The 23266-nt window shown below is 73.5% G+C and carries 19 protein-coding genes and 1 rRNA gene; 15 read left to right on the forward strand and 5 right to left on the reverse strand.

The features are described 5' to 3' along the window. The 3 genes from rrf to ACFXMG_RS20150 form a co-directional block, all read left to right on the forward strand. Nucleotides 1–92, forward strand: a 5S ribosomal RNA gene (rrf, locus tag ACFXMG_RS20140); the annotation flags it as partial. Nucleotides 93–323: 231 nt separating this feature from the next. Next, on the forward strand, nucleotides 324–1328 hold the full coding sequence (locus ACFXMG_RS20145) for a hypothetical protein (protein WP_384119769.1): 1005 nt from the start codon (nucleotides 324–326) through the stop codon (nucleotides 1326–1328). Further along, the gene (locus tag ACFXMG_RS20150; protein WP_383828753.1) at nucleotides 1268–2077 is read left to right on the forward strand and encodes a hypothetical protein; all 810 of its coding nucleotides are present in this window, start codon (nucleotides 1268–1270) and stop codon (nucleotides 2075–2077) included. Before ACFXMG_RS20145 ends, ACFXMG_RS20150 begins: the two co-directional genes overlap by 61 nt. Nucleotides 2078–2141: 64 nt before the next feature. On the opposite strand, the gene ACFXMG_RS20155 is transcribed toward ACFXMG_RS20150, so the two are convergent. Beyond that, nucleotides 2142–3434, reverse strand: a complete 1293-nt coding sequence (locus ACFXMG_RS20155) for a DUF1015 family protein (protein ID WP_383828711.1) — start codon at nucleotides 3432–3434, stop codon at nucleotides 2142–2144. Between the two features lie 84 nt (nucleotides 3435–3518). On the opposite strand from ACFXMG_RS20155, the gene ACFXMG_RS20160 reads away from it, so the two are divergent. From ACFXMG_RS20160 to ACFXMG_RS20175, 4 genes are all read left to right on the forward strand, one after another. Beyond that, the gene (locus ACFXMG_RS20160; protein WP_383828713.1) at nucleotides 3519–4592 is read left to right on the forward strand and encodes an HAD hydrolase-like protein; all 1074 of its coding nucleotides are present in this window, start codon (nucleotides 3519–3521) and stop codon (nucleotides 4590–4592) included. A 487-nt stretch (nucleotides 4593–5079) separates the two neighbouring features. After that, the gene (locus ACFXMG_RS20165; RefSeq protein ID WP_383828755.1) at nucleotides 5080–6093 is read left to right on the forward strand and encodes a FecCD family ABC transporter permease; all 1014 of its coding nucleotides are present in this window, start codon (nucleotides 5080–5082) and stop codon (nucleotides 6091–6093) included. Beyond that, nucleotides 6090–7124, forward strand: coding sequence for a FecCD family ABC transporter permease (locus tag ACFXMG_RS20170; protein ID WP_383828715.1), 1035 nt, complete (start codon nucleotides 6090–6092; stop codon nucleotides 7122–7124). The genes ACFXMG_RS20165 and ACFXMG_RS20170 overlap by 4 nt, the downstream gene beginning before the upstream one ends. Nucleotides 7125–7168: 44 nt before the next feature. After that, entirely contained in the window at nucleotides 7169–8014 is an 846-nt protein-coding gene (locus tag ACFXMG_RS20175; protein WP_383828717.1) for an ABC transporter ATP-binding protein, read from the forward strand. 35 nt (nucleotides 8015–8049) lie between these two features. Here ACFXMG_RS20175 and ACFXMG_RS20180 read toward each other — a convergent pair whose 3' ends face one another. After that, the gene (locus ACFXMG_RS20180; RefSeq protein ID WP_383828719.1) at nucleotides 8050–8397 is read right to left on the reverse strand and encodes an SCP2 sterol-binding domain-containing protein; all 348 of its coding nucleotides are present in this window, start codon (nucleotides 8395–8397) and stop codon (nucleotides 8050–8052) included. 42 nt (nucleotides 8398–8439) lie between these two features. On the opposite strand from ACFXMG_RS20180, the gene ACFXMG_RS20185 reads away from it, so the two are divergent. The 5 genes from ACFXMG_RS20185 to ACFXMG_RS20205 all read left to right on the forward strand — a co-directional run bounded on the left by ACFXMG_RS20185 (nucleotide 8440) and on the right by ACFXMG_RS20205 (nucleotide 13541). Then, nucleotides 8440–8727, forward strand: coding sequence for a hypothetical protein (locus ACFXMG_RS20185; protein WP_383828721.1), 288 nt, complete (start codon nucleotides 8440–8442; stop codon nucleotides 8725–8727). Nucleotides 8728–8734: 7 nt separating this feature from the next. Beyond that, nucleotides 8735–9550, forward strand: a complete 816-nt coding sequence (locus tag ACFXMG_RS20190; RefSeq protein ID WP_383828723.1) for a TlyA family RNA methyltransferase — start codon at nucleotides 8735–8737, stop codon at nucleotides 9548–9550. Beyond that, on the forward strand, nucleotides 9547–10464 hold the full coding sequence (locus ACFXMG_RS20195) for an NAD kinase (RefSeq protein WP_383828725.1): 918 nt from the start codon (nucleotides 9547–9549) through the stop codon (nucleotides 10462–10464). The genes ACFXMG_RS20190 and ACFXMG_RS20195 overlap by 4 nt, the downstream gene beginning before the upstream one ends. Nucleotides 10465–10520: 56 nt before the next feature. Next, a complete protein-coding gene (recN, locus tag ACFXMG_RS20200; protein ID WP_383828727.1) occupies nucleotides 10521–12272 on the forward strand; it encodes a DNA repair protein RecN in 1752 nt (583 codons plus the stop codon). A gap of 180 nt (nucleotides 12273–12452) precedes the next feature. Beyond that, on the forward strand, nucleotides 12453–13541 hold the full coding sequence (locus ACFXMG_RS20205) for a glycosyltransferase family 4 protein (RefSeq protein WP_383828729.1): 1089 nt from the start codon (nucleotides 12453–12455) through the stop codon (nucleotides 13539–13541). A 1-nt stretch (nucleotide 13542) separates the two neighbouring features. Here ACFXMG_RS20205 and ACFXMG_RS20210 read toward each other — a convergent pair whose 3' ends face one another. Beyond that, a complete protein-coding gene (locus ACFXMG_RS20210) occupies nucleotides 13543–15165 on the reverse strand; it encodes a PucR family transcriptional regulator (RefSeq protein ID WP_383828731.1) in 1623 nt (540 codons plus the stop codon). A 159-nt stretch (nucleotides 15166–15324) separates the two neighbouring features. On the opposite strand from ACFXMG_RS20210, the gene ACFXMG_RS20215 reads away from it, so the two are divergent. Then, nucleotides 15325–16854, forward strand: a complete 1530-nt coding sequence (locus ACFXMG_RS20215) for an APC family permease (protein ID WP_383828733.1) — start codon at nucleotides 15325–15327, stop codon at nucleotides 16852–16854. 17 nt (nucleotides 16855–16871) lie between these two features. Here the strand turns inward: ACFXMG_RS20215 and ACFXMG_RS20220 are convergent, their stop codons facing one another. Both ACFXMG_RS20220 and ACFXMG_RS20225 read right to left on the reverse strand, forming a co-directional pair. Beyond that, on the reverse strand, nucleotides 16872–18263 hold the full coding sequence (locus tag ACFXMG_RS20220; RefSeq protein WP_383828735.1) for an FAD-binding oxidoreductase: 1392 nt from the start codon (nucleotides 18261–18263) through the stop codon (nucleotides 16872–16874). 69 nt (nucleotides 18264–18332) lie between these two features. Continuing rightward, complete coding sequence (locus ACFXMG_RS20225) at nucleotides 18333–20135, reverse strand: glycoside hydrolase family 15 protein (RefSeq protein ID WP_383828737.1); 1803 nt, start codon at nucleotides 20133–20135, stop codon at nucleotides 18333–18335. A gap of 698 nt (nucleotides 20136–20833) precedes the next feature. Between ACFXMG_RS20225 and ACFXMG_RS20230 the strand changes: the two genes are divergently transcribed. Then, complete coding sequence (locus tag ACFXMG_RS20230) at nucleotides 20834–22483, forward strand: CTP synthase (protein ID WP_383828739.1); 1650 nt, start codon at nucleotides 20834–20836, stop codon at nucleotides 22481–22483. An 81-nt stretch (nucleotides 22484–22564) separates the two neighbouring features. After that, a complete protein-coding gene (locus ACFXMG_RS20235) occupies nucleotides 22565–23191 on the forward strand; it encodes an NUDIX domain-containing protein (protein ID WP_383828741.1) in 627 nt (208 codons plus the stop codon). The last annotated feature ends 75 nt before the right edge of the window (nucleotides 23192–23266 follow it).

Genomic DNA, 23266 nt, shown 5'->3' on the forward strand with positions numbered 1-23266 from the left:
CGCCCGGTTACATTCCGAACCCGGAAGCTAAGCCTTTCAGCGCCGATGGTACTGCAGGGGGGACCCTGTGGGAGAGTAGGACGCCGCCGAACAATTCTTCAGGACCCCTGGTCCCAGCGTTCACGCTGGGACCAGGGGTCCTTTTGTTTTTTGCTTGACTTTTCCGAGGCGCGGCCGGGTGCCGGCTGCGCGAGAATGACTGAAGTACCCGAAGACAGGAGTCACACCGATGTCCACCAACTCTCCCGACGACCGTCCGGAGCGCGAGCCGCGTCGCAGGGACGGTGCCGGTGGCGACCGGGGCGGCTTCCGTGGGCCCCGCCGTGACGACAACCGTGGTGGTGGCTACCGCCGGGACGACCGTGGCGGCGACAACCGCGGCGGAGACAACCGTGGCGGTGGCGGCGGCTTCCGTCGCGACGACCGGGGTGGCGACCAGCGCGGTGGTGGCGGTTTCCGCCGCGATGACAACCGTGGCGGTGGCGGCGGCTACCGCGGTGGAGACAACCGTGGCGGCGACCAGCGCGGTGGTGGTGGCTTCCGTCGGGATGACAACCGTGGTGGTGGCGGCGGTTTCCGTCGTGACGACCGTGGTGGCGACAACCGTGGCGGTGGCTTCCGTCGCGATGACCGTCGGGACGAGCGGCCTTCGTCGTTCCGTCGTGACGACCGTCCTTCCTTCCCGCGTGATGACCGTCGTGATGACCGGCGCGATGAGCGGCGTGACGACAACCGTGGTGGTGGCTTCCGTCGCGATGACCGTGGTGGTGACCAGCGCGGTGGCGGTTTCCGTCGGGATGACAACCGTGGCGGCGGTGGCGGCGGGTTCCGTCGTGACGACAACCGTGGCGGTGGCGGTGGCTTCCGTCGCGATGAGCGTCGCGATGAGCGGCCTTCGTCGTTCCGGCGCGATGACCGTCCCTCGTACCCCCGTGACGACCGTCGCGATGAGCGTCGTGACGACAACCGTGGTGGTGGCTTCCGTCGCGATGACCGTGGCGGCGACCAGCGCGGTGGTGGCTTCCGTCGGGATGACAACCGTGGCGGTGGCGGTGGCGGCGGGTTCCGTCGTGACGACCGTGGTGGCGACCAGCGCGGTGGTGGCTTCCGTCGCGATGACCGTCGGGACGACCGTGGTGGATTCCGTGGGCGGGACGACCGGGGTGGCGACCGTGGTGGGTACCGCGGGCGGGACGACCGGGGTGGTTACGGGCGTCGGGACGAGCGTGGGGACCGGGAGCGGAGCGACCGCGCGCCGATCAAGCGGCTGCCGATCCCGCCGGAGGTCACCGGTGAGGAGATCGACCCCGATGTGCGCCAGGAGCTGATGAGCCTGCCCAAGGGGCTCGCCGACGATGTCGCGCGCAACCTGGTCATGGTCGCGCAGCTGATCGACGAGGACCCGGAGAAGGCGTACGGCTACTCCCGGGTCGCGCTGCGGCTCGCCTCGCGCGTCGCCGCCGTCCGAGAGGCCGCCGGCTTCGCCGCGTACGCCAACCAGAAGTACTCCGAGGCGCTGGCCGAGTTCCGGGCCGCGCGGCGGATGAGCGGTGGCGTGGACCTGTGGCCCGTCATGGCCGACTGCGAGCGCGGCCTCGGCCGGCCCGAGCGGGCGCTCGCCATGGCCGGTGAGCCCGAGGTGGCGAAGCTCGACAAGGCCGGGCAGGTCGAGATGCGGCTCGTCGCCGCCGGCGCCCGCCGGGACATGGGGCAGCTGGAGGCCGCCATCGTGACCCTCCAGAGCCCCGAGCTGGCGTCCAGCGCCCACCACCCGTGGACCGCGCGGCTGCGGTACGCCTACGCCGACGCCCTGCTCGCCGCGGAGCGGGAGCAGGAGGCCCGTGAGTGGTTCGCCAAGGCCCTGGAGGCCGACAAGGACGGGGCGACGGACGCCTCCGACCGGCTCGCCGAGCTGGACGGGGTCGAGTTCGTCGACGCCTTCGAGGACGAGGAAGAGGACGAGGACGGGTCGGACCGCGCGGCCGAGCAGGGTGACGCCCGCGAGGACGATGAGTCGGACCTCGGCGACGTCGACGACATCGACGAGGACGACGACGAGGACGGCCTGGAGCGCTGAGGCTCCGTGACATGACGAAGGGGCGGCACCCGATGGGTGCCGCCCCTTCGTCGTTCTGTCGGCGTCAGTCGATGGCGAGGCTGCGGAGGACCAGGCCCGTCGCCGGCTTGGGGCCGAAGGACGTCGACTTGCGGGGCATCGTGACGCCCTGGCGGGCGAGGTCGCGGACGACCTCCTCCCGTACCGGATGCATCAGGACCGCCGTGCCGCCGCGGCGCTCGGCCTGGGCGACGGCCGCCGCCGTGTCGTGGATGTAGGCGATGTCCTCGGGGGCGTCCGGGACGTTCCAGACGTGCTCCAGGAGCGTGGCGTGGAGGACCGTCGCGTCCAGGGTGCGCCAGGACTCCGGGCGGTCGGCGCGGACGGTGCGGGCCAGCAGGGCCGGGTCGGGGCGGTCCAGGAGGTGGAAGGCGCCGTCGCCGGCGAGGAGGAAGGCGTTGCCCTCTGCGGTGGCCTCGGCCAGGGCCTCCAGGGCCTCCGGGAGGGGGCGTTCGACGCGGCGGACGCGGAAGGAGTCGCCGACGGCGTCCAGGGCGTCGGCGACCGGCAGCCGGCTCAGGAGGCGGTGGATCGCGCGGACCCGCAGTGGGTAGCGGACGGTGTCGATGAGGAGCACCAGGCCCTGGTTCCAGGGGCCGGGGGAGGGGTGCTCGTCGCGCAGCCGCAGGTAGGTGGCCCAGCGGTGGTGCCCGTCGGCGATGAGCGCCTGGTGGCGGGTGAGCTCGGTGGCGACCGCCGCCTGCTCGGTCGGATCGGTGACCGCCCACAGGCGGTGGTGGAAGCCGTCCTCGGTCGTCGTGGCGAGCAGCGGCTCGCGCAGGATCGCGGCCTCGATCACCGTGTCCGCGCCGTCGCCGCCGCCCGGGTAGGTGAGGAGCAGCGGCTCCAGGTTGGCGGCCGTCGTGCGCATCAGGGCGGCGCGGTCCTCGACGACGTGCGGCATGACGTCCTCGTGGGGGAGGACGACGCCCTCGTCGGGGGTGGTGAGTTCGAGGGCGCCGATGATGCCGCGCTGGAGGATGCCGTCGCCCTGCTGTTCGTACACGTACAGCGCGGGGCGGGGGTCGGGGGCGAGGACGCCGTCGGCCAGCCAGCGGTCCATCGTGACCGCCGCCTTGCGGTGGCGGGTGCCCGCCGTGACCGCCTGAGGGAGGATCAGCCGGACGATGTTGTGCGGGTCGGCGGACTCCAGGTGGAGCAGTCCGTCAGGTCGTACGACGACGTCGTAGGGCGGGGAGGTGACGGCCGCGAGGCTGCCCACCCGCTCGGGGACGTACCGGATGCCGCGGAACGGATGCAGGCGCAGTCCCGCCGTGTCGTCGCGGACGGCGTCGGCCGCGTGACCTGAGGTGTTCATCTCGTCATCGTAGGCGCGCGGCGGCGATGAGCGATGATCGGGGGAGCGGGGGATTTACCGGCGGTGAGTGAGGAGCGGGTGGTCATGGCGCGAGACGGCCAGGAGCGGCGGACGGAACGGAGCCGGCCCGGCGGCAGCGCGGTCGCGCTGAGCGCGGCGTACGACACGGCGCTGCTCGACCTCGACGGGGTCGTGTACGCGGGCGGGGAGGCGATCCCGTACGCCGTGGAGGCGCTCGGGGCGGCCCGGGACGGCGGGATGCGGCTCGCGTACGTGACGAACAACGCGCTCCGGACGCCGGACGCGGTGGCCGCGCACCTCACCGAGCTGGGCGTGCCGGCCGAGGCGGGCGACGTCGTCACCTCGGCGCAGGCCGTGGCGCGGCTCGTCGCCGAGGACGTGCCCGCGGGGTCCCGGGTGCTCGTCGTCGGCGGCGAGGGGCTGCGGGTGGCGCTGCGGGAGCGGGGGCTCGTGCCCGTCGAGTCGGCCGATGACGGGCCGGTGGCCGTCGTGCAGGGGTATGGCGGCCCGGAGATGGGCTGGGGCCGGTTCGCGGAAGCGGCGTACGCGATCGGGCGGGGCGTGCGGTGGTACGCCTCCAACACCGACCTGACGATTCCCGGCGCGCGGGGGATCGGGCCCGGGAACGGGGCGGCCGTCGAGGTCGTGCGGATCGCCACCGGCGGGCGGGTCGAGCCGAAGGTGGCGGGGAAGCCGCAGCCGCCGATGCACCGGGAGACGGTGCTGCGGACGGGGGCCGAGCGGCCGCTGGTGGTCGGGGACCGGCTGGACACCGACATCGAGGGGGCCTTCCACGGGGGTGTCGACTCGCTGCTCGTGCTGACCGGGGTCACCGACGGGGCGACGCTGCTGGCGGCGGTGCCGGAGCACCGGCCGACGTATGTGGCGGCGGACCTGCGGGGGCTGCTCGTCGGTCAGCCGGAGGTCGTCGCGGACGGCGACGGCGGGTTCCGGTGCGGCGGGTGGCGGGCCTCGGCGAGCGGGGACGCGCTCGTGCTGGAGGGCGCGGGGGAGCCCGACGCGCTCGACGACGCGCTCGACGGGCTGCGGGCGCTGTGCGGTGCGGCGTGGACGTCGGCCGGCTCCGGGGCGTGCGGGCTGGACGCGGGGAAGGCGCTGGCGCGGCTCGGGCTGTAGGAGGTGTCCTTCGGGCCGGGGCGGGCGGAGCTGCCGGCTCGGGTGGGAGGGAGCGTTCGGGTTGGGGCGGGGCGGAGCTTTCGGCTCGGGCCGGGCGGAGCGTTCGGATGGGCGGCGGGGCTCTCGGATCAGGCTGGGCGGAGCGTTCGGATTGGGGCGGGGCGGAGACTTTCGGCTCGGGCCGGGTGGAGCTCTCGGATCGGCCGGAGGGAGCCTTCGGGGCGGGGCGGAGACTTTTGGCCTGGGCCGGGCGGAGCTTTCGGATGGGGCGGGGCGGAGACTTTCGGTTCGGGCCGGTCGGAGCTTTCCGATCGGTCGGAGGGAGCTTTCGGCCTGGGTCGGGTGGAGCTTTCGGCTTGGGACGGGTGGGCGGGTGGTCCCGGGGGTTTGGGGCTGCGGCTGTTGGCCTCTGCTCGGGGAAAGTTGGGTAGGCTAACCTAACCGGGTGTTGGTCGAGAGTCCCTCCCGTACGAGCGCGGAGCCGGTGATGTCAGGGCAGGCTCCGAGGCGCCGGAACTCCGTGCGCGCCTTCGGTCTGCTCGCCGCCGTCGGTGTCCTGCTGCTTGTCTGTGTCCTCAGCATCATGATCGGTGCCAAGCCGGTGCCGCTCGGCGACGTGTGGCACGGGCTGTTCCACAACAGCGGCGTCGGCAACGACGTCGTGATCCACGACGTGCGGGTGCCGCGCACCCTGCTCGGGCTGCTCGTCGGGCTCGCGCTCGGTCTGGCCGGCGCGGTGATGCAGGGGCTGACCCGCAACCCGCTGGCGGAGCCCGGACTGCTCGGGGTGAACGCGGGCGCGGCCGCCGCCGTGGTCTCGGCCATCGCCTTCCTCGGCGTCACCGACGTCCGTGACTACGTGTGGTTCGCCTTCGTGGGCGCCGCCGTGGTCTCCGTCGTCGTGTACCTGCTCGGCGGCAGCCGCAGCGCCACCCCCGTGCGGCTCGCGCTCGCCGGTACGGCCGCCACCGCCGCCCTGTACGGCTACGTCAACGCCGTGCAGCTGCTCAACTCGGCCGCCCTGGACCGGCTCCGGTTCTGGACGGTCGGGTCGCTGGCCTCGGCCGACATGGGCACGGTCGGGCGGGTCGCGCCGTTCATCCTCGTCGGCGCCGTGCTGGCGCTGGGGATCGCGCGGCCGCTCAACGCGATGGAGATGGGCGACGACTCCGCCCGCGCGCTCGGCGTCAGCGTCAACCGGACCCGGATCGTCGCCATGCTCGCCGTCACCCTGATGTGCGGGGCGGCGACCGCCGCCTGCGGGCCGATCGTCTTCCTCGGCCTGATGGTGCCGTACATGGTGCGGGCGATCACCGGGCCCGACATGCGGTGGATCCTGCCGTACGCGGCGGTGCTCGCGCCCGTGCTGCTGCTCGGCTCCGACGTCCTCGGCCGGGTCGTCGCCCGGCCCGCCGAACTCCAGGTCGGCATCGTGACGGCCCTCATCGGCGGGCCCGTCTTCATCCGACTCGTACGCCGCAAGAGGATGGCCCAGCTGTGACCACCAAGACCCTGCGGGCCGGCGGCGGAGTCTCCGTACGGTACGTGCCGCGGGCCGCGCTCTGCGGCCTCGGGCTGATCCTGTTCACCCTCGGCGTCGCCACCGTCCTCGTCGGCACCGGCGACTTCCCGATGACGCCGGGCGAGGTCCTCGACACCCTCCTCGGGCGGGGGACGGTCGTCCAGGAGTTCGCGGTGTTCGAGCTGCGGCTCCCGCGGGTCCTCGTCGCGATCCTCGTCGGCGCGGCGCTCGGCCTCGGCGGGGCCGTCTTCCAGTCGGTCTCCCGCAACCCGCTCGGCAGTCCCGACGTCATCGGCTTCGGCCAGGGCGCCACGGTCGGCGCGCTGATCGTGATCGTCCTCTTCCAGGGCAGCGCGGTCGCCACCGCCCTCGGCGCGGTCGTCGGCGGTGTCGTCACCGGCGTCGCGATCTACCTGCTCGCCTGGAAGCGGGGGGTGCACGGCTACCGGCTGGTGCTCGTCGGCATCGGCGCCGCCGCCATGCTGACCTCCGTCATCCACTACCTGATCACCAAGGCGAACCTGGTGGACGCCACCCGCGCCACCGTGTGGATGACCGGCTCGCTCGAAGGGCGCGACTGGACGCAGTTCTGGCCGCTGCTCGCCGTCTGCTGCGTGCTCGTGCCGCTGGTCCTCGGCCACGGCCGGGCGCTGCGGATGCTGGAGATGGGCGACGACGCGGCGTACGCGCTCGGCGTGAAGGTCGAGCGGACCCGGATCGTGCTGATGGCCTCCGCGGTGCTGCTCGTCGCCGTCGCGACCTCGGCGGCCGGGCCCATCGTCTTCGTCTCCCTCAGCGCCCCGCAGGTGGCCCGCGGGCTCACCCGCGCGCCCGGCCCCAACCTGGCGGTCTCCGCCGTCATGGGCTCCGCGCTGCTGCTGAGCGCCGACTGGATCGCCGGGAACGCCTTCGGCGAGCGCCAGCTGCCGGTCGGCGTCATCACCGGCATCCTCGGCGGCTGCTACCTGCTCTGGCTGCTCGTCAGCGAACGCAAGGCGGGCCGGATATGACCACGAACCAGCGCACTACGGACAAGGACAACAGGAGTACGCCCATGAGCGAACGGCAGCAGCAGCGCCTCGGGGCCGAGTCGGTCACCCTCGCGTACGAGCAGCGGGTCATCGCCCGCGACCTGTCCGTCGAGATCCCCGACAACTCCTTCACCGTCATCGTCGGGCCCAACGCCTGCGGCAAGTCCACGCTGCTGCGCGCCCTCTCCCGGATGCTCAAGCCGGCGCAGGGCCGGGTGCTGCTCGACGGGCAGTCGATCCACTCCCTGCCGGCGAAGAAGGTCGCCCGGACCCTCGGCCTGCTGCCGCAGTCCTCCATCGCGCCCGACGGCATCACCGTCGCCGACCTCGTCGCCCGCGGCCGCTACCCGCACCAGGGCCTGCTGCGCCAGTGGTCGCCCGAGGACGAGCGGATCGTGCAGGAGTCGATGGAGTCGACCGGGGTCGCCGAGCTCGCCGACCGCTTCGTCGACGAGCTCTCCGGCGGGCAGCGCCAGCGCGTGTGGATCGCCATGGCCCTCGCCCAGCAGACCCCGCTGCTGCTGCTCGACGAGCCGACGACGTACCTCGACATCCAGCACCAGATCGACGTCCTCGACCTCTGCGCCGAGCTGCACGAGACCCAGGGGCGGACGCTCGTCGCCGTCCTGCACGACCTCAACCACGCGGCCCGGTACGCCACCCACCTCATCGCGGTCCGCGGCGGCGAGGTCGTCGCCGAGGGCCCGCCGTCCGAGGTGGTGACCGCCGAGCTGGTCGAGCGGGTCTTCGGGCTGCGCTGCCAGGTCATCGACGACCCGGAGACGGGCACCCCGCTCGTCGTCCCGGCCGGCCGCCAGGCCCGGGCCCGGCGGTCCCTCCCCCAGCAGGAGCCCGCGCTACAGAAGTGAGCCCCGCGCCACAGAAGCCACAGAAGCCACAGAAGCTACAGAAGTGAGCGCAGCCGCAGCAGGTCGCGGAAGCCGGCCTCCAGCCTGACCCGGCCGGAGGCCCACGCCTTCGCGAAGTTCAGCCCGCCGTTCACCATCGCGACCAGGTCGTCGCCGGTCATCGCCAGCCGGATCTGGGCCTTCTGCGGCGGCGGGCCCTCCACCGTCGACTCCACGACCATCCGGCCGCCGGTGAGCCGGCCGAGGAAGGTCGTGTCGAGGTCGGTGAGGTGGCAGCTCAGGGTGCGGTCGAGCGCCGTCGCGCCCCGGACGTCGCCGTCCGCGCGCGAAAGGCTGTCCGCCAGCTTGTCGAGTGCGCCGCGGCACTCCGTGATCGTCGCCATCGCCGTCGACCGTACCCCAGGGCTTCGCGATAGCGTCGGGGGATGAGCGAAGCGATGACGGAGGCGGAGGCCGGTACGGACCCCGTGGACGGCGGCGCGCCGGCGGAGCCGGACGAGCCCGCCGCGGCCGCCCCGCTGGGGGTGGACCGGGAGCCCACCGGCCTGCCGGCCGTCGACGCGCTCCTGGAGCGGCTCGGCGAGGCAGACCACCTCCCGGCGGACGGACACCTCGCGGTGTACGAGGATGTACACCGGGCCCTGCGCGCCGAGCTGACCACGCTCGACGCGCACCCCGCCCCCGTACACCGTCCGCACGACCCCAGGAGCTGAACCGAACGTGGCAGGAGTGGCACGCCGCCGACTCGACGCCGAGCTGGTGCGGCGCAAACTCGCCCGCTCGCGCGAGCACGCCGGCCAGCTGATCGCCGCGGGCCGGGTGACCGTCGGCAAGACCGTCGCCACCAAGTCCGCCACCCAGGTGGAGACCGCCGCGGCGATCGTCGTCTCCCAGGACGACTCCGACCCCGACTACGTCTCGCGCGGCGGCCACAAGCTCGCCGGCGCCCTCGCCGCCTTCGTCCCCCTCGGCCTTGAGGTCGAGGGCCGGAGGGCGCTCGACGCCGGCGCCTCCACCGGCGGCTTCACCGACGTGCTGCTGCGCGCCGGCGCCGGACACGTCGTCGCCGTCGACGTCGGCTACGGGCAGCTCGCCTGGTCGCTCCAGAGCGACGCGCGGGTCACCGTCAAGGACCGCACCAACGTGCGCGAGCTGACGCTCGACTCCCTCGACGGCGTCCCCGTCGACCTCGTCGTCGGCGACCTCTCCTTCATCCCGCTCGGGCTCGTGCTGCCCGCGCTCGCCGCCTGCACCGCGCCCGGCGCCGACCTCGTCATGATGGTCAAGCCGCAGTTCGAGGTGGGCAAGGAACGGCTCGGCTCCGGCGGCGTCGTCCGCAGCACCGAACTGCGCGCCGACGCCGTGAAGAACGTCGCCCGGCAGGCGGCGGAGCTCGGGCTCGGCGTGCTCGGCGTCACCGCCAGCCCGCTGCCCGGGCCGTCCGGGAACGTCGAGTACTTTCTGTGGCTGCGGGCCGGCGCGCCCGCACTCGATCCGGCGGATGTCGACCGCGCCGTGGCGGAGGGACCTCGTTGACAGAGACAGCGGCACCACAGGCACCACGTACCGTCTTCCTGCTCGCGCACACCGGCCGGCCGGCCGCCGTGCGCAGCGCCGAACTCGTCGTGCTGGGGCTGCTGCGCAGCGGCATCGGCGTCCGTGTCCTGGAGGCCGAGGCGGCGGACCTGCCGGTGCCGCCCTCGGTGGAGAAGATCCCCGACCACTGCCCCGAGGCGCTCGACGGCTGCGAACTGATCATCGTCCTCGGCGGTGACGGGACGCTGCTGCGCGGCGCCGAGTTCTCCCGCGCCTCCGGCGTGCCGATGCTCGGCGTCAACCTCGGCCGCGTCGGCTTCCTCGCCGAGGCCGAGCGGGACGACCTCGACAAGGTCGTCGACCGGGTCGTCACCAGGGCGTACGAGGTCGAGGAGCGGATGACGCTCGACGTCGCCGTCTACGAGAACGGTGACGTCCTGCACAGCGACTGGGCGCTCAACGAGGCGGCCGTGCAGAAGGTGTCCCCCGAGCGGATGCTGGAGGTCGTCCTCGCCATCGACGGGCGGCCGGTGACCGGCTTCGGCTGCGACGGGGTGATCTGCGCGACGCCGACCGGCTCGACCGCGTACGCCTTCTCGGCCGGCGGCCCGGTCATCTGGCCCGAGGTGGAGGCGCTGCTCATGGTGCCGATCGGGGCGCACGCGCTGTTCGCCAAGCCGCTCGTCACCACCCCCGACTCGGTCCTCGCCGTCGAGGTCGAGCCGCGCACCCCGCACGGGGTGCTGTGGTGCGACGGGCGGCGGACCGTCGAGCTGCCCGCGGGCGCCCGGGTCGAGGTCCGGCGCGGCGCCGTCCCGGTCCGGCTCGCCCGGCTCCACCACGCCTCCTTCACCGACCGGCTCGTCGCCAAGTTCGCCCTGCCGGTCTCGGGCTGGCGGGGCGCGCCCCACTGACCGCCCCGGGGCCTCCTCGGTGGGGGTGATGTCGCGTCGCGGCACGGAAACCTCGTATGGTCTGGGGCGTGCTGGAGGAGATGCGGATACGGTCGCTCGGGGTCATCGACGACGCGGTGGTCGAGCTGTCGCCCGGCTTCACCGCGGTGACCGGTGAGACCGGCGCGGGCAAGACCATGGTCGTCACGAGCCTGGGGCTGCTGCTCGGCGGACGGGCCGACCCGGCCCTGGTGCGGATCGGGGCGGGCTCGGCGGTCGTCGAGGGGCGGATCAGTCTGCCGCCCGGCGCGCCCGCCGCGCTGCGGGCCCAGGAGGCCGGGGCGGAGCTGGACGAGGGTGCCCTGCTGGTGACCCGTACGGTCTCCGCCGAGGGGCGCTCACGGGCCCACCTCGGCGGGCGTTCGGTGCCGGTCGGGCTGCTCGCCGAGCTCGCCGACGAACTCGTCGCCGTGCACGGCCAGACCGATCAGCAGGGCCTGCTGAAGCCCGCCCGGCAGCGCGGCGCGCTCGACCGGTACGCGGGCGAGGCGGTGTCCGGGCCGCTCGCCGCCTACACAGCGGTGTACCGCCGGCTGCGGGCCGTCACCGCCGAGCTGGACGAGATCACCACCCGGGCACGTGAGCGAGCCCAGGAGGCGGATCTGCTGCGCTTCGGGCTCTCCGAGATCGAGGCCGTCGCGCCGCTAGCCGGGGAGGACACCGAGCTGGCCGCCGAGGCCGAGCGGCTCGGGCACGCCGAGGCGCTGGCCTCCGCCGCCGCGCTCGCGCACGCCGCGCTCGCCGGGAACCCGGAGGACCCCGAGTCCGTCGACGCGACCACGCTGGTCGCGGGTGCGGGCCGGGCCCTGGAGGGCGTACGGGCGCACGATCCGGCGCTCGCGGCGCTCGCCGACCGGATGGGGGAGATCTCCATCCTGCTCGCCGACGTGGCGCAGGAGCTGGCCGGTTACGCAGACGACCTGGACGCCGACCCGCTGCGGCTCGCCGCGGTCGAGGAGCGGCGGGCAGCCCTCACCCAGCTCACCCGGAAGTACGGCGATTCCGTCGCGGGCGTGCTGGCGTGGGCGGAGGAGAGCGCGGAACGCCTCGGGGAGCTGGACGGCGACGACGACCGGGTCGGGGAGCTGACCGCCGAGCGGGACCGGCTCCGCGACGAGCTGTCCGTCCTCGCGCAGCGGCTCACCGACGCCCGCACCGAGGCCGCGGACCGGTTCGCCGGGGCGGTCACCGCCGAGCTGGCCTCGCTCGCCATGCCGCACGCGCGCGTGTCCTTCGACATCCGGCAGACCGAGTCCGCCGACGAGGCGACCGGTGTCGAGGTCGGCGGGCGGTGGGTGGCCTACGGGCCGGCCGGTGCCGACGAGGTCGAGCTGCTGCTCGCCCCGCACCCCGGCGCGCCGCCGCGGCCCATCGCCAAGGGCGCGTCCGGCGGTGAGCTGTCCCGGGTGATGCTCGCCGTCGAGGTGGTCTTCGCCGGGGTCGACCCGGTGCCGACGTACCTCTTCGACGAGGTCGACGCGGGCGTCGGCGGCAAGGCGGCCGTGGAGATCGGCCGGCGGCTGGCCAAGCTCGCCCGTACCGCGCAGGTCGTCGTCGTCACCCACCTCCCGCAGGTGGCGGCCTTCGCCGACCGGCAGCTGCTGGTGGAGAAGACCAACGACGGCTCCGTCACCCGTTCCGGCGTCACCGTCCTGGAGGGCGAGGAGCGGGTGCGCGAGCTCTCCCGGATGCTCGCCGGGCAGGAGGACTCCGAGACCGCCCGCGCCCACGCCGAGGAGCTGCTGGCCACGGCCAGGGCGGACGGCTGAACCGGCGCGCCCGGCCGCGAGGTCGGCCGGGGGCGCGCGGAGGGGGCGCGTGCGCTCGCTCGGGCGGGTGAATCCGGGTCGCCGGGTGGGGCGTTGGGGCGCCTTCGGACACGGGAACGATGCCATGTCGGTGCCGGAACGTGCGTACGGTCGGGCGCCGGGGCTGGCATCCTTGGGCGCGTGACACAGCTCCGTACGGTCCAAGTGCTGGGCGGCGGCAGCGCGGGCAGCAGCGCTCACGTCCGATCACTTGCCTCGGGGCTGGTGGCGAGGGGCGTCCGGGTGACCGTGTGCGCTCCGTCCGAACTCGACCGCCTCTACGACTACTCCGGGGCCGGCGCCCATGTCGTGCCGCTGCCCCGCCGCAACGACCCGGCGACCGTCGGCGTGCTCCGCAACGCCTGCATCGGCGCCGACGTCGTCCACGCGCACGGGCTGCACGCCTCGGTGCGGGCCGCGCTCGCCGTCTCCGGCGGCGTCGGGCTCGCCCGCACCCCGCTCGTCACCACCTGGCACGGCCGGCCGCACGCCGACGGGCCCCGGGCCGGGATCGTACGGCTCCTGGAGCGCCGGACCGTGCGGGCGGCGGCCGTCGTCCTCGGGACCTCCTCCGAACTCGTCGACCGGGCCCGGCGGCGCGGGGCCCGCGACGCGCGCCTCGCCCCCGTCACCGTGCCCGCCGCGCGCGGGCCCGTCTGCCTTCACGACGGCAAGACCAGGGCCGAACTCGGCGCCGTCGACCGGCCGCTGCTCGTCGCCGTCGGCGCGCTCGAACCCGGACGGGGGTACGGGACGCTGCTCGACGCGGCGCGGGAGTGGCGGGAGCTGGACCCGCAGCCGCTGCTCGTCATCGCGGGCGAGGGGCGGGAACGGGCCGCGCTCCAGCGGCGGATCGTCGCCGAGGGGCTCGCCGTCCGGATCGTCGGGCGCCGCGACGACGTCGCCGAACTCCTCGCCGCCGCGGACCTCGCGGTGCTGCCGTCCCGCTGGGAGGCGCGGTCTCTGCTGGCGCAGGAGGCGCTGCGGCTCGGCGTGCCGCTGGTCGCCACGGCGGTCGGCGGCGTGCCGGAGCTGGTCGGCGACGCGGCGGAGCTGGTGCCGTACGGCGACGCGGGCGCGCTCGCGGCGGCCGTCCGGGGGCTCCTGGAGGACGAGGAGCGGCGGATGGACCTCGCGGCGGCGGGGCGGGTACAGGCCGGGACGTGGCCGACGGAGGACGACACCATCGCCCACGTCCTGAGCGTCTACGACGAGCTGTCCGCCCGCTGACTCACGGGGTGTGCCGGCGGGCCCGCAGCGCCAGGGACAGGGCCAGGACCGTCTGGGGGTCGTCCAGGTCCGTGCCGAGGAGCTCGGAGATGCGGGCGAGGCGGTTGTAGAGGGTCTGGCGGTTGAGGTGGAGCTCGCGGGCCGTCTCGGCCTTGCGGCCCGCGTGCGCCAGGTACGTCTCCAGGGTGGGGAGCAGCGGGGGGCGGGAGGCGCGGTCGTGGTCGCGGAGGGGGCCGATCGCGCGGTCGACGAAGGCCGCCAGGTCCGGGTGGTCGCGCAGCCGCCACAGCAGCAGGTCGATGTCGAGGCGCCGGGCGTCGTACCAGGGGCGGTCCATGAGGCCCTGGGCCGCGGTCGCCGTCTCGGCCGCGTGCCGCAGCCCGGCCGACGCGGCCGCCCAGCCGCCCGCCATGCCGACCACGACGACGGGCGGGTGCGGGCCCGCGCCTTCGAGGCCGGCCCGCTCGACGCCCGCCCGCAGCGCCGCCGCGACCCGGTCCGCGACCGCCGTCCGCTCCGACTCCGAGCGCAGCCCCAGGAGGAGCGGGACCCGGCCCTCGACCGGGCGGACGCCGAGGAGGGCGGGGACGCCGACGGAGGAGAGCTCCTCGTGGACGGCGCGGGCGAGCAGGGCCCAGCTGCCGGAGGGGGAGAGTTCGGGGGCGAGGCGCATGACGACCGGGAGCAGCGGGCCCTCGCCCGGTTTGAAGCCGAGGACGCGGGCCTGCGCCGGGGCGTCCTCCGCGGTGATCCGGCCCTCGGCGAGGTCGGTCAGGAAGTCGCCGCGGCCCCGGGCGGCCAGCTCCTCCTCCTGGCGGGCCTGCATGAGGACGACCGCGAGGAGGCCCGCGGCCCGCTCGGCGGCCATCCGGTGGACGGGGGAGAGGGCGCCGTCCACCGCGAGCAGCACCAGGCGGGCCCGGACCGAGCCGGTGCCGGGACCTCCGCCGGGGACGTCGACCAGGACGGTGCCGGTCGGCGGGCCGGACTCGCGGGCCGCGCGCTGGCCGCGGAGCCCGTCCCAGACCTGGAGCGGGTCGGCGGGTCCTGACTCGGTGCCCGCCGCGTACAGCAGCTGTCCGTCGGCGGTCTCCAGGAAGACGGGGTTCGCGGCGAAGTCGGAGAGGATGCGGAGCACCTGCGGGACGCCGCCGCCGCCGAGCAGCGCCTCGGTGCACTGCCGGTGGACCTCCTCGGCCTGGCGCTGGAGCGCGTAGTGGCCGTTGACGATCTCGGTGTGGATCTCCTCGGTGACCGCGACGAACGGCACCTCGCGGTGGAGCTGGACCAGCGGCAGCCCGGCGGCGCGGGCGGTCTCCACTATCGTCGCCGGGAGGCGGGCGAAGCGCGGGCCGAGCTCGACGACGAGGGCCGCGATGCCCCGGTCGGCGAGGCGGCGCACGAAGGCCCTCTGCTCGGCCGGGCGGGTGCCCAGGCCGAGGCCGGTGGTCAGCAGCAGCTCGCCGCCCTTCAGCAGGGACGCGATGTTGGGCACCTCGCCCGCGTGCACCCACCGGACGGTGCGCTGGAGCCGGTCGGCGCCGGCGACGACCTCCGGGAGGCCGCTGCGGAGCCCCGGGAGTTCGAGTGCCCGTTGTACGGTGATGCCGCCCTGCGTGTCCATGGGCGGACGGTATCGTCCGCGGTGTTTCCGGGGTATCACCCGACGGTCACGTGACCGGACACTTCGTACAAGAGGGCGACAACTCGTCGTGGTGTGGCGGGAATTGTATGACCACCTGTCACTTGTGGCCTACGTCACTCCCGAGGATGCTCTCGCGCCATGGCAGACACCTCCACTCCGCGGGGCCCGGCCCCCCGCGTCGACCGCCTCAAGGCGAACTCCGTCGGTCTCGTCGGCGTCGTCTTCATGGCCGTGGCCACCGCCGCGCCGATCACCGCCATGACCGGCAACCTCCCCATCGCCGTCGGCTTCGGCAACGGCACCGGTGCCCCCGCGGGGTACCTCTTCGCCACCCTCGTCCTGACCGTCTTCTCCGTCGGATACGTGGCCATGGCCAAGCGGATCACCGCCGCCGGCGCCTTCTACGGCTACATCTCGCACGGTCTCGGCCGGATCGCCGGCATGGCCTCCGGCATGCTCGCCGTCCTCGCGTACATCGTCTTCGAGGCGTCCATCGTCGGCGTCTTCGCCTACTTCGCGCAGACCACCGTCGCGGACCAGCTCGGCGTCGAGCTGCCGTGGATCCTGTACGCGGCCGCCATGCTGGCCGTCACCGCCGTCCTGTCGTACTTCGACATCAACCTGACCGCCAGGGCCCTCGGCGTCATGCTCGTCGCGGAGATCGCCGTCCTCTTCGCGGTGGCCACCGCCGTCCTGATCCACGGCGGCGGACCGGACGGCATCCCCGCCGAGCCGATCGACCCGAGGAACGCCTTCACCGGCGCCTCCGCCGGCCTCGGCCTCTTCTTCGCCTTCTGGTCCTGGGTCGGCTTCGAGTCGACCGCCATGTACGGCGAGGAGTCCCGCGACCCCAAGCGCGTCATCCCCCGCGCCACCCTGATCTCGGTCGTCGGCGTCGGCCTCTTCTACATCTACGTGTCGTGGATGGCGATCGCCGGGAACGGCCTGACAGGCTCCGTCGAGCTTTCCTCCTCCGCCGCCCCGCTCGACCTCTTCTTCGCGCCCACCCGGACCTTCATCGGCGCCTGGGCCGTCGACGCCTTCCAGTGGCTGCTGCTCACCGGCTCCTTCGCCTGCGGCATGGCCTTCCACCAGTGCGCCTCGCGCTACCTCTACGCCATCGGCCGCGAGGGCTTCCTCCACCCGGCGCTGGGCCGCACCCACCCGAGGCACGGCTCCCCGTACCTCGCCTCCTTCGTGCAGAGCGTGATCGCCGTCGGCCTCGTCGGCGCCTTCTGGCTCACCGGCCAGGACCCCTACATCCACCTCTACACGCTGCTCGCGATCCTCGGCACGATGGCGATCCTCATCGTGCAGACGCTGTGCTCCTTCGCCGTCATCGGCTACTTCCGCACGCACCACCCCGAGGACCGGCACTGGTTCAGGACCCTCACCGCGCCCCTCCTCGGCGGCGTCGGCATGACCGCCGTCGTCGTCCTCCTGGTCGTCAACCTGGAGACCGCGGCCGGGCTCGCCGCCGACTCCCTGTTCTTCGAGGCGATCCCGTGGATCGTCGGCGGGGTCTTCCTCGGCGGCCTCGGCCTCGGGTTCTTCCTCAAGGCCAGACGGCCCGAGCGGTACGAGATCATCGGCCGGATCGTCCTGGAGGACGCCGCCGAACGCGACGACGACGAGCGGGCGGAGCCCGTACCGGTCGTACGGAGCTGACGCGCGCCGCCGGAGCCTCAGCTCTTCGCGGGCGCGATGTTGTGGTTGAAGCGGAAGACGTTGTCGGGGTCGTACGCGGCCTTCACGGCGGCGAGCCGCGGGTAGTTGCCGGCGCCGAAACCGGCGACGACCCGCTGCTCGCCCTCCGTCCCGATGAAGTTGAGGTACACCGCGTCCGTCGTCCACGGCCGCATGTCCGTCCGCACGTCGTGCACCCACTGGATGGCCCGGCCGTCGTCCGCCGGGTCCTCCCAGGTCGCGAAGGGGTGCACGACCCAGGGGTCGGACCGCCATGGCACGGGGTAGTCGGCGGGCCCGCGGGCCACCGCGCCGCCCACCGGGAAGAGCACGTGCTGGGTGGTCGTGCCCACCGGGATCCGCTCCCCGCGGGCGCAGAACACGTCCACCGCCTCGTCCGGGAGCGAGCCCAGGTACTCCGCCGACCAGTAGTTCCGCAGCCCCGGCGGGTCGTCCAGCATGCACTGGAGGTCCGCGTACGGCACCTGCCGGACCAGCTCCACCACCGGCCGCAGCGCCGACAGCTGCCCGGCCAGGTCGCGGACGCCCGCCACCGGCCCGGCGAAGGTGATCAGCGCGGCCACCACCAGCTCGCCGACCAGGTGCGCCGGGACGAAGGGCTCGGGCGGGGCGGGGAAGTACAGCACCCCGCCGCCCGCCGCGTCCGGCATCGTCTCCGCCAGCTCCCGGTAGGCCGCCACCACGTCGGGCCCCGAGCGCGGCGGGAAGAGCATCAGCGCGAAGCTCATCGCGGGCAGCTCGTGCAGCCGCAGGGTCAGCGAGGTCGCCACCCCGAAGTTGCCGCCTCCGCCGTGCAGCGCCCAGAACAGCTCCGGGTTCTCCTCGGCGCTCGCCACGACGTGCTTGCCCTCGGCCGTGATCAGGTCGGCGGACAGCAGGTTGTCGCAGGCGAGCCCGAACTTCCGCTCCAGCCAGCCGGAGCCGCCGCCCAGGGTGAAGCCGCCGACGCCGGTCGTGGAGACCCGGCCGCCGGTGGTCGCCATGTGGAAGGGCTGGGTGGCGTGGTCCAGGTGGCTCATCAGCGCGCCGCCCTCGACCCGTACGGTCATGTGCTCGGGGTCCGCGACCACGGCGTGCATCCGGCGCAGGTCGACCACCAGGCCGCCGGCCACGGTGGACGCCCCGGCGACGCTGTGGCCGCCGCCGCGCACGGCGATCGGCAGCCCCGTCTCCCGCCCGAAGAGGACCGCGTTGGCCACGTCCGCCTGCGTCGCGCACTGGGCGATGACGGCGGGCCGCCGGTCGATCATGCCGTTGTGGACGGTCCTGGCCTCGGCGTAGCCCTGATCGCCGGGTACGAGGACCTCACCGGCCAGATCCTCGCGGAGGCCGGCCAGGGCGGTGTCCGGAACGGTGAGCTGGGGAGCCATCGGGAGCCCCCCCTTTCGTACGGGGGCCAGGACACTCTCATGGTAGGTCCGGCCCCCGGGGGTCGCCCCTCAGCCGCCGTAGGCCCCGCTGGCCGTCAGCCGCAGGGCGGTGTCGATCAGCGGGACGTGGCTGAACGCCTGCGGGAAGTTGCCCACCTGCCGCTGGAGCCGCGGGTCCCACTCCTCGGCGAGCAGCCCCAGGTCGTTGCGGAGCGCCAGCAGCTTCTCGAAGAGGGTGCGGGCCTCGTCGACCCGGCCGATCATCGCCAGGTCGTCGGCGAGCCAGAAGGAGCAGGCCAGGAACGCGCCCTCGTCGCCCTCCAGACCGTCCACGCCCGCCTCCTCGCCGGCCGTCGGGTAGCGCAGCACGAAGCCGTCCGAGGTGGACAGCTCGCGCTGGATCGCCTCGATCGTGCCGATCACCCGCTTGTCGTCCGGCGGCAGGAAGCCCATCTGCGGGATGAGCAGCAGCGAGGCGTCCAGCTCCTTGGAGCCGTACGACTGGGTGAAGGTGTTCCGCTCCTTGTCGTAGCCCTTCTCGCAGACGTCCCGGTGGATGTCGTCGCGCAGCACGCGCCAGCGCTCCAGCGGGCCGTCGGCGTCCCCGGACTCGATCAGCTTGATCGTGCGGTCGACGGCCACCCAGGCCATCACCTTGGAGTGGGTGAAGTGCCGGCGCGGGCCGCGGACCTCCCAGATGCCCTCGTCGGGCTGGTCCCAGTTCTTCTCCAGGTAGGCGATCAGCTTGAGCTGGAGGAGGGAGGCGTAGTCGTTCCGGGACAGGCCCGTCATGTGGGCCAGGTGCAGGGCCTCGGTGACCTCCCCGTACACGTCGAGCTGGAGCTGGCTCGCGGCGCCGTTGCCGACCCGGACCGGGCCCGAGTTCTCGTACCCCGGCAGCCAGTCCAGCTCCGCCTCGCCGAGCTCCCGCTCGCCCGCGATGCCGTACATGATCTGGAGGTTCTCCGGGTCGCCCGCGACCGCGCGGAGCAGCCAGTCCCGCCAGGCGCGGGCCTCCTCGCGGTAGCCGGTGCGCAGCATCGAGGAGAGGGTGATGGCCGCGTCCCGCAGCCAGGTGTAGCGGTAGTCCCAGTTCCGTACGCCGCCGATCTCCTCCGGCAGCGAGGTCGTGGGGGCGGCGACGATCCCGCCGGTCGGCGCGTACGTCAGCGCCTTCAGGGTGATCAGGGAGCGGACCACGGCCTCCCGGTAGGGGCCGTGGTACGTGCAGTGCTCGACCCACTCGCGCCAGAAGCCGGCGGTGGCCTCCAGGGAGCCCTCCGGGTCCGGCAGCGCCGGCGGCTCCTTGTGCGAGGGCTGCCAGGAGAGGGTGAAGGTGATCCGGTCGCCGGGGGTGACGGTGAACTCGGAGTAGGTGGTGAGGTCCTCGCCGTGGGTCTCGGCGTCGGTGTCGAACCAGACGGAGTCGGGTCCGGCCACCGCGACCGTGCGGTCGCCCACCTTGTGCACCCAGGGCACGATCCGGCCGTAGCTGAACCGCATCCGCAGCGCCGAGCGCATCCGCACCCTGCCGCTGATCCCCTCCACGATCCGGATCAGCTGGGGGGCGCCGTCACGCGGGGGCATGAAGTCGGTCACCCGGACCGTGCCGCGCGGGGTGTCCCACTCGGACTCCAGGATCAGCGAGTCGCCCCGGTAGCGGCGGCGGTCGGCGGGGGCCGGCTCGGAGTCCTCCGGGCCGGCCGGGCCCACTCTCCAGAAGCCGTGCTCCTCCGTGCCGAGCAGTCCCGCGAAGACCGCGTGAGAGTCGAAGCGGGGGAGACAGAGCCAGTCGACACTGCCGTCCCGGCAGACCAGTGCCGCGGTCTGCATGTCTCCGATGAGTGCGTAATCCTCGATACGCCCGGCCACGTGCTTCACTCCAGTCGTACGGCCTGTCCGCCCCTCGGGGCGCGTGCAGCAGATGTTGCGAGTTGCGAGTCGCGGGAGGTGCCCGCGGTGCCAGTGTGCGGGATGGCCGGCTCCGACAGCGGGTCGAAGGAAGCGACACGGGCTCCCGGTCCGGATTCCACGGGCGGGGGTGGTGCCGGCGGCCGGCCGCCCGGCGACGAGGGCCGGGCGGGATGGACCGCACAGTAGTGACCGTGGTGATCACCCGGGTAACGCGCTGCTCCACACGGGTGAAAAGAATGTTCCCCGGACGTTCGCCCGAACGTTTCCCCGCGGCCTCCCACGTCGCTCCCACCCCTGCTCCCTCCCCTCCCGCGTCCAGCGCTCCGTCCCTGGTCAGGGCCCGCTTCCGGCGGTTTTCCCGCCCCTTCGGGCGAGGCGTCACCGCCCTGCTGGACCGGCCCGCCGGAGCGGAATCCCACGGTCCGCAGGAGCCTCCGGAAGGCCGCGCGGCGGCGCGTCCCACCCGGTCGGCCGGTGTGCCGACCGTGTGGCCGGAAGCGGTCTCCTGATGTCACTGATACCCTGGTACCCCGTGGACCGGTGGGAAACGGCGCCAGCCGAAACCCCCGAAACCGCAGCGACGGCACCCCCGATTCTTCCGGAGGACCTGCCGCTTCGCACCTCCAGAACGCGACCACGGGAGCCCCCTCTTGGCGATGCCGCCCAACACCACGACGACCAAGCACATCTTCGTCACCGGGGGTGTCGCCTCCTCCCTCGGCAAGGGCCTCACCGCCTCCAGCCTGGGTGCGCTCCTCAAGGCCAGGGGCCTGCGGGTCACGATGCAGAAGCTCGACCCCTACCTCAACGTCGACCCCGGCACGATGAACCCCTTCCAGCACGGTGAGGTGTTCGTCACCAACGACGGCGCCGAGACCGACCTGGACATCGGCCACTACGAGCGCTTCCTCGACGTCGACCTCGACGGCTCGGCCAACGTCACCACCGGCCAGGTCTACTCGCAGGTCATCGCCAAGGAGCGGCGCGGCGAGTACCTCGGCGACACCGTGCAGGTCATCCCGCACATCACCAACGAGATCAAGTCCCGGATCCGCCGCATGGCCACCGACGACGTCGACGTCGTCATCACGGAGGTCGGCGGCACGGTCGGCGACATCGAGTCGCTGCCGTTCCTGGAGACCGTCCGCCAGGTCCGCCACGAGGTCGGCCGCGACAACGTCTTCGTCGTGCACATCTCGCTGCTGCCCTACATCGGCCCCTCCGGCGAGCTGAAGACCAAGCCGACCCAGCACTCCGTCGCCGCCCTGCGCAACATCGGCATCCAGCCCGACGCGATCGTGCTGCGTGCCGACCGCGAGGTCCCGACCGCCATCAAGCGCAAGATCTCGCTGATGTGCGACGTCGACGAGGCCGCCGTGGTCGCCGCCATCGATGCCAAGTCGATCTACGACATCCCGAAGGTGCTGCACACCGAGGGCCTGGACGCCTACGTCGTCCGCAAGCTCGACCTGCCCTTCCGCGACGTGGACTGGACCGTCTGGGAGGACCTCCTGGACCGCGTCCACAACCCGGAGCACGAGGTCACCGTCGCGCTCGTCGGCAAGTACATCGACCTGCCCGACGCCTACCTGTCGGTCACCGAGGCCATGCGCGCCGGCGGCTTCGCCAACAAGGCGCGGGTCAAGGTCAAGTGGGTCACCTCCGACGACTGCAAGACCCAGGCCGACGCCGAGAAGCAGCTCGGCGACTGCGACGCGATCCTCATCCCCGGCGGCTTCGGCGACCGCGGTGTCTCCGGCAAGGTCGGCGCCATCCAGTACGCCCGCGAGCACAAGGTGCCGCTGCTCGGCATCTGCCTCGGCCTCCAGTGCATCGTCATCGAGGCGGCCCGGAACCTGGTGGGCATCCCCGAGGCGAACTCCACCGAGTTCGACCCGGCCACCGCGCACCCCGTCGTCTCCACGATGGAGGAGCAGCTCGCCTACGTGGAGGGCGCCGGCGACCTCGGCGGAACGATGCGCCTGGGCCTCTACCCGGCGAAGCTCGCCGAGGGCTCCGTCGTCCGCGAGACCTACGCCGACGAGCCGTACGTCGAGGAGCGGCACCGTCACCGCTACGAGGTGAACAACTCCTACCGCGCCGAGCTGGAGAAGAAGGCCGGCCTGGTCTTCTCCGGCACCTCCCCGGACAACAAGCTCGTCGAGTTCGTCGAGTACCCGAAGGAGATCCACCCCTACCTGGTCGCCACCCAGGCGCACCCGGAGCTGAAGTCCCGCCCGACCCGGCCCCACCCGCTCTTCGCGGGCCTGGTCAAGGCGGCCGTCGAGCGCAAGACGGCCAAGTAGCACGGCGCGTTAACGTAGCCGGGGTACGGGTTCTCGCACGAGGACGCGTACCCCGGCTTTCGTATGTGGGAGGACCAGACGATGCAGGTGCAGGACACCCCGGAGGAGTGGCGGGTCGTCGCCACGACCACCCCCTTCAAGGGAAACAAGACGAGTGTCCGCACGGACGACGTGGTCATGCCGGACGGCTCCGTCGCCCGCCGCGACTACCAGGTCCACCCGGGCTCCGTGGCCGTCCTGGCCCTGGACGACCAGGACCGGGTGCTCGTGCTGCGGCAGTACCGGCACCCGGTGCGGCAGAAGCTGTGGGAGATCCCGGCCGGACTGCTCGACGTGCCCGGCGAGAACCCGCTGCACGCGGCGCAGCGGGAGCTGTACGAGGAGGCGCACGCCAAGGCGGGGGAGTGGCGGGTGCTGACGGACGTCTACACCACGCCGGGCGGTTGCGACGAGGCGGTACGGATCTTCCTGGCGCGGGATCTCGCCGAGGCGGAGGGGGAGCGGTACGCGGTCTCCGAGGAGGAGGCGGACATGGAGGTGGCGCGGGTGCCGCTGGACGAGCTGGTGCGGGGGGTCTTCGCGGGCGAGCTGCACAACAACTGCCTGGTGGTGGGCGTCCTGGCGCTCGCCGCGGCCCGCGCGACCGACACCCTGGAAGCCCTCCGCCCCGCCGAAGCCCCCTGGCCGGCCCGCCCCTTCTCGCCGTAACGCACCCGGGTCCCGCTGCGGGCCGCGCCCCCGTCCGTTGTGGGCATGCGTTCCGCCGGGGCGGAACGGGTGGGC

This window comes from Streptomyces sp. NPDC059201 (assembly GCF_042754585.1).
Classification (GTDB): domain Bacteria; phylum Actinomycetota; class Actinomycetes; order Streptomycetales; family Streptomycetaceae; genus Streptomyces.

Excerpts from the sequence above, each read along its gene's own strand:
- ACFXMG_RS20155 (WP_383828711.1), bottom strand. The coding sequence starts at position 3,434 with ATGAACACCTCAGGTCACGCGGCCGACGCCGTCCGCGACGACACGGCG.
- ACFXMG_RS20160 (WP_383828713.1), top strand. The coding sequence starts at position 3,519 with ATGGCGCGAGACGGCCAGGAGCGGCGGACGGAACGGAGCCGGCCCGGC.
- ACFXMG_RS20165 (WP_383828755.1), top strand. The coding sequence starts at position 5,080 with ATGTCAGGGCAGGCTCCGAGGCGCCGGAACTCCGTGCGCGCCTTCGGT.
- ACFXMG_RS20175 (WP_383828717.1), top strand. The coding sequence starts at position 7,169 with ATGAGCGAACGGCAGCAGCAGCGCCTCGGGGCCGAGTCGGTCACCCTC.
- ACFXMG_RS20180 (WP_383828719.1), bottom strand. The coding sequence starts at position 8,397 with ATGGCGACGATCACGGAGTGCCGCGGCGCACTCGACAAGCTGGCGGAC.
- ACFXMG_RS20185 (WP_383828721.1), top strand. The coding sequence starts at position 8,440 with ATGAGCGAAGCGATGACGGAGGCGGAGGCCGGTACGGACCCCGTGGAC.
- recN (WP_383828727.1), top strand. The coding sequence starts at position 10,521 with ATGGTCTGGGGCGTGCTGGAGGAGATGCGGATACGGTCGCTCGGGGTC.
- ACFXMG_RS20210 (WP_383828731.1), bottom strand. The coding sequence starts at position 15,165 with ATGGACACGCAGGGCGGCATCACCGTACAACGGGCACTCGAACTCCCG.
- ACFXMG_RS20215 (WP_383828733.1), top strand. The coding sequence starts at position 15,325 with ATGGCAGACACCTCCACTCCGCGGGGCCCGGCCCCCCGCGTCGACCGC.
- ACFXMG_RS20220 (WP_383828735.1), bottom strand. The coding sequence starts at position 18,263 with ATGGCTCCCCAGCTCACCGTTCCGGACACCGCCCTGGCCGGCCTCCGC.
- ACFXMG_RS20230 (WP_383828739.1), top strand. The coding sequence starts at position 20,834 with ATGCCGCCCAACACCACGACGACCAAGCACATCTTCGTCACCGGGGGT.
- ACFXMG_RS20235 (WP_383828741.1), top strand. The coding sequence starts at position 22,565 with ATGCAGGTGCAGGACACCCCGGAGGAGTGGCGGGTCGTCGCCACGACC.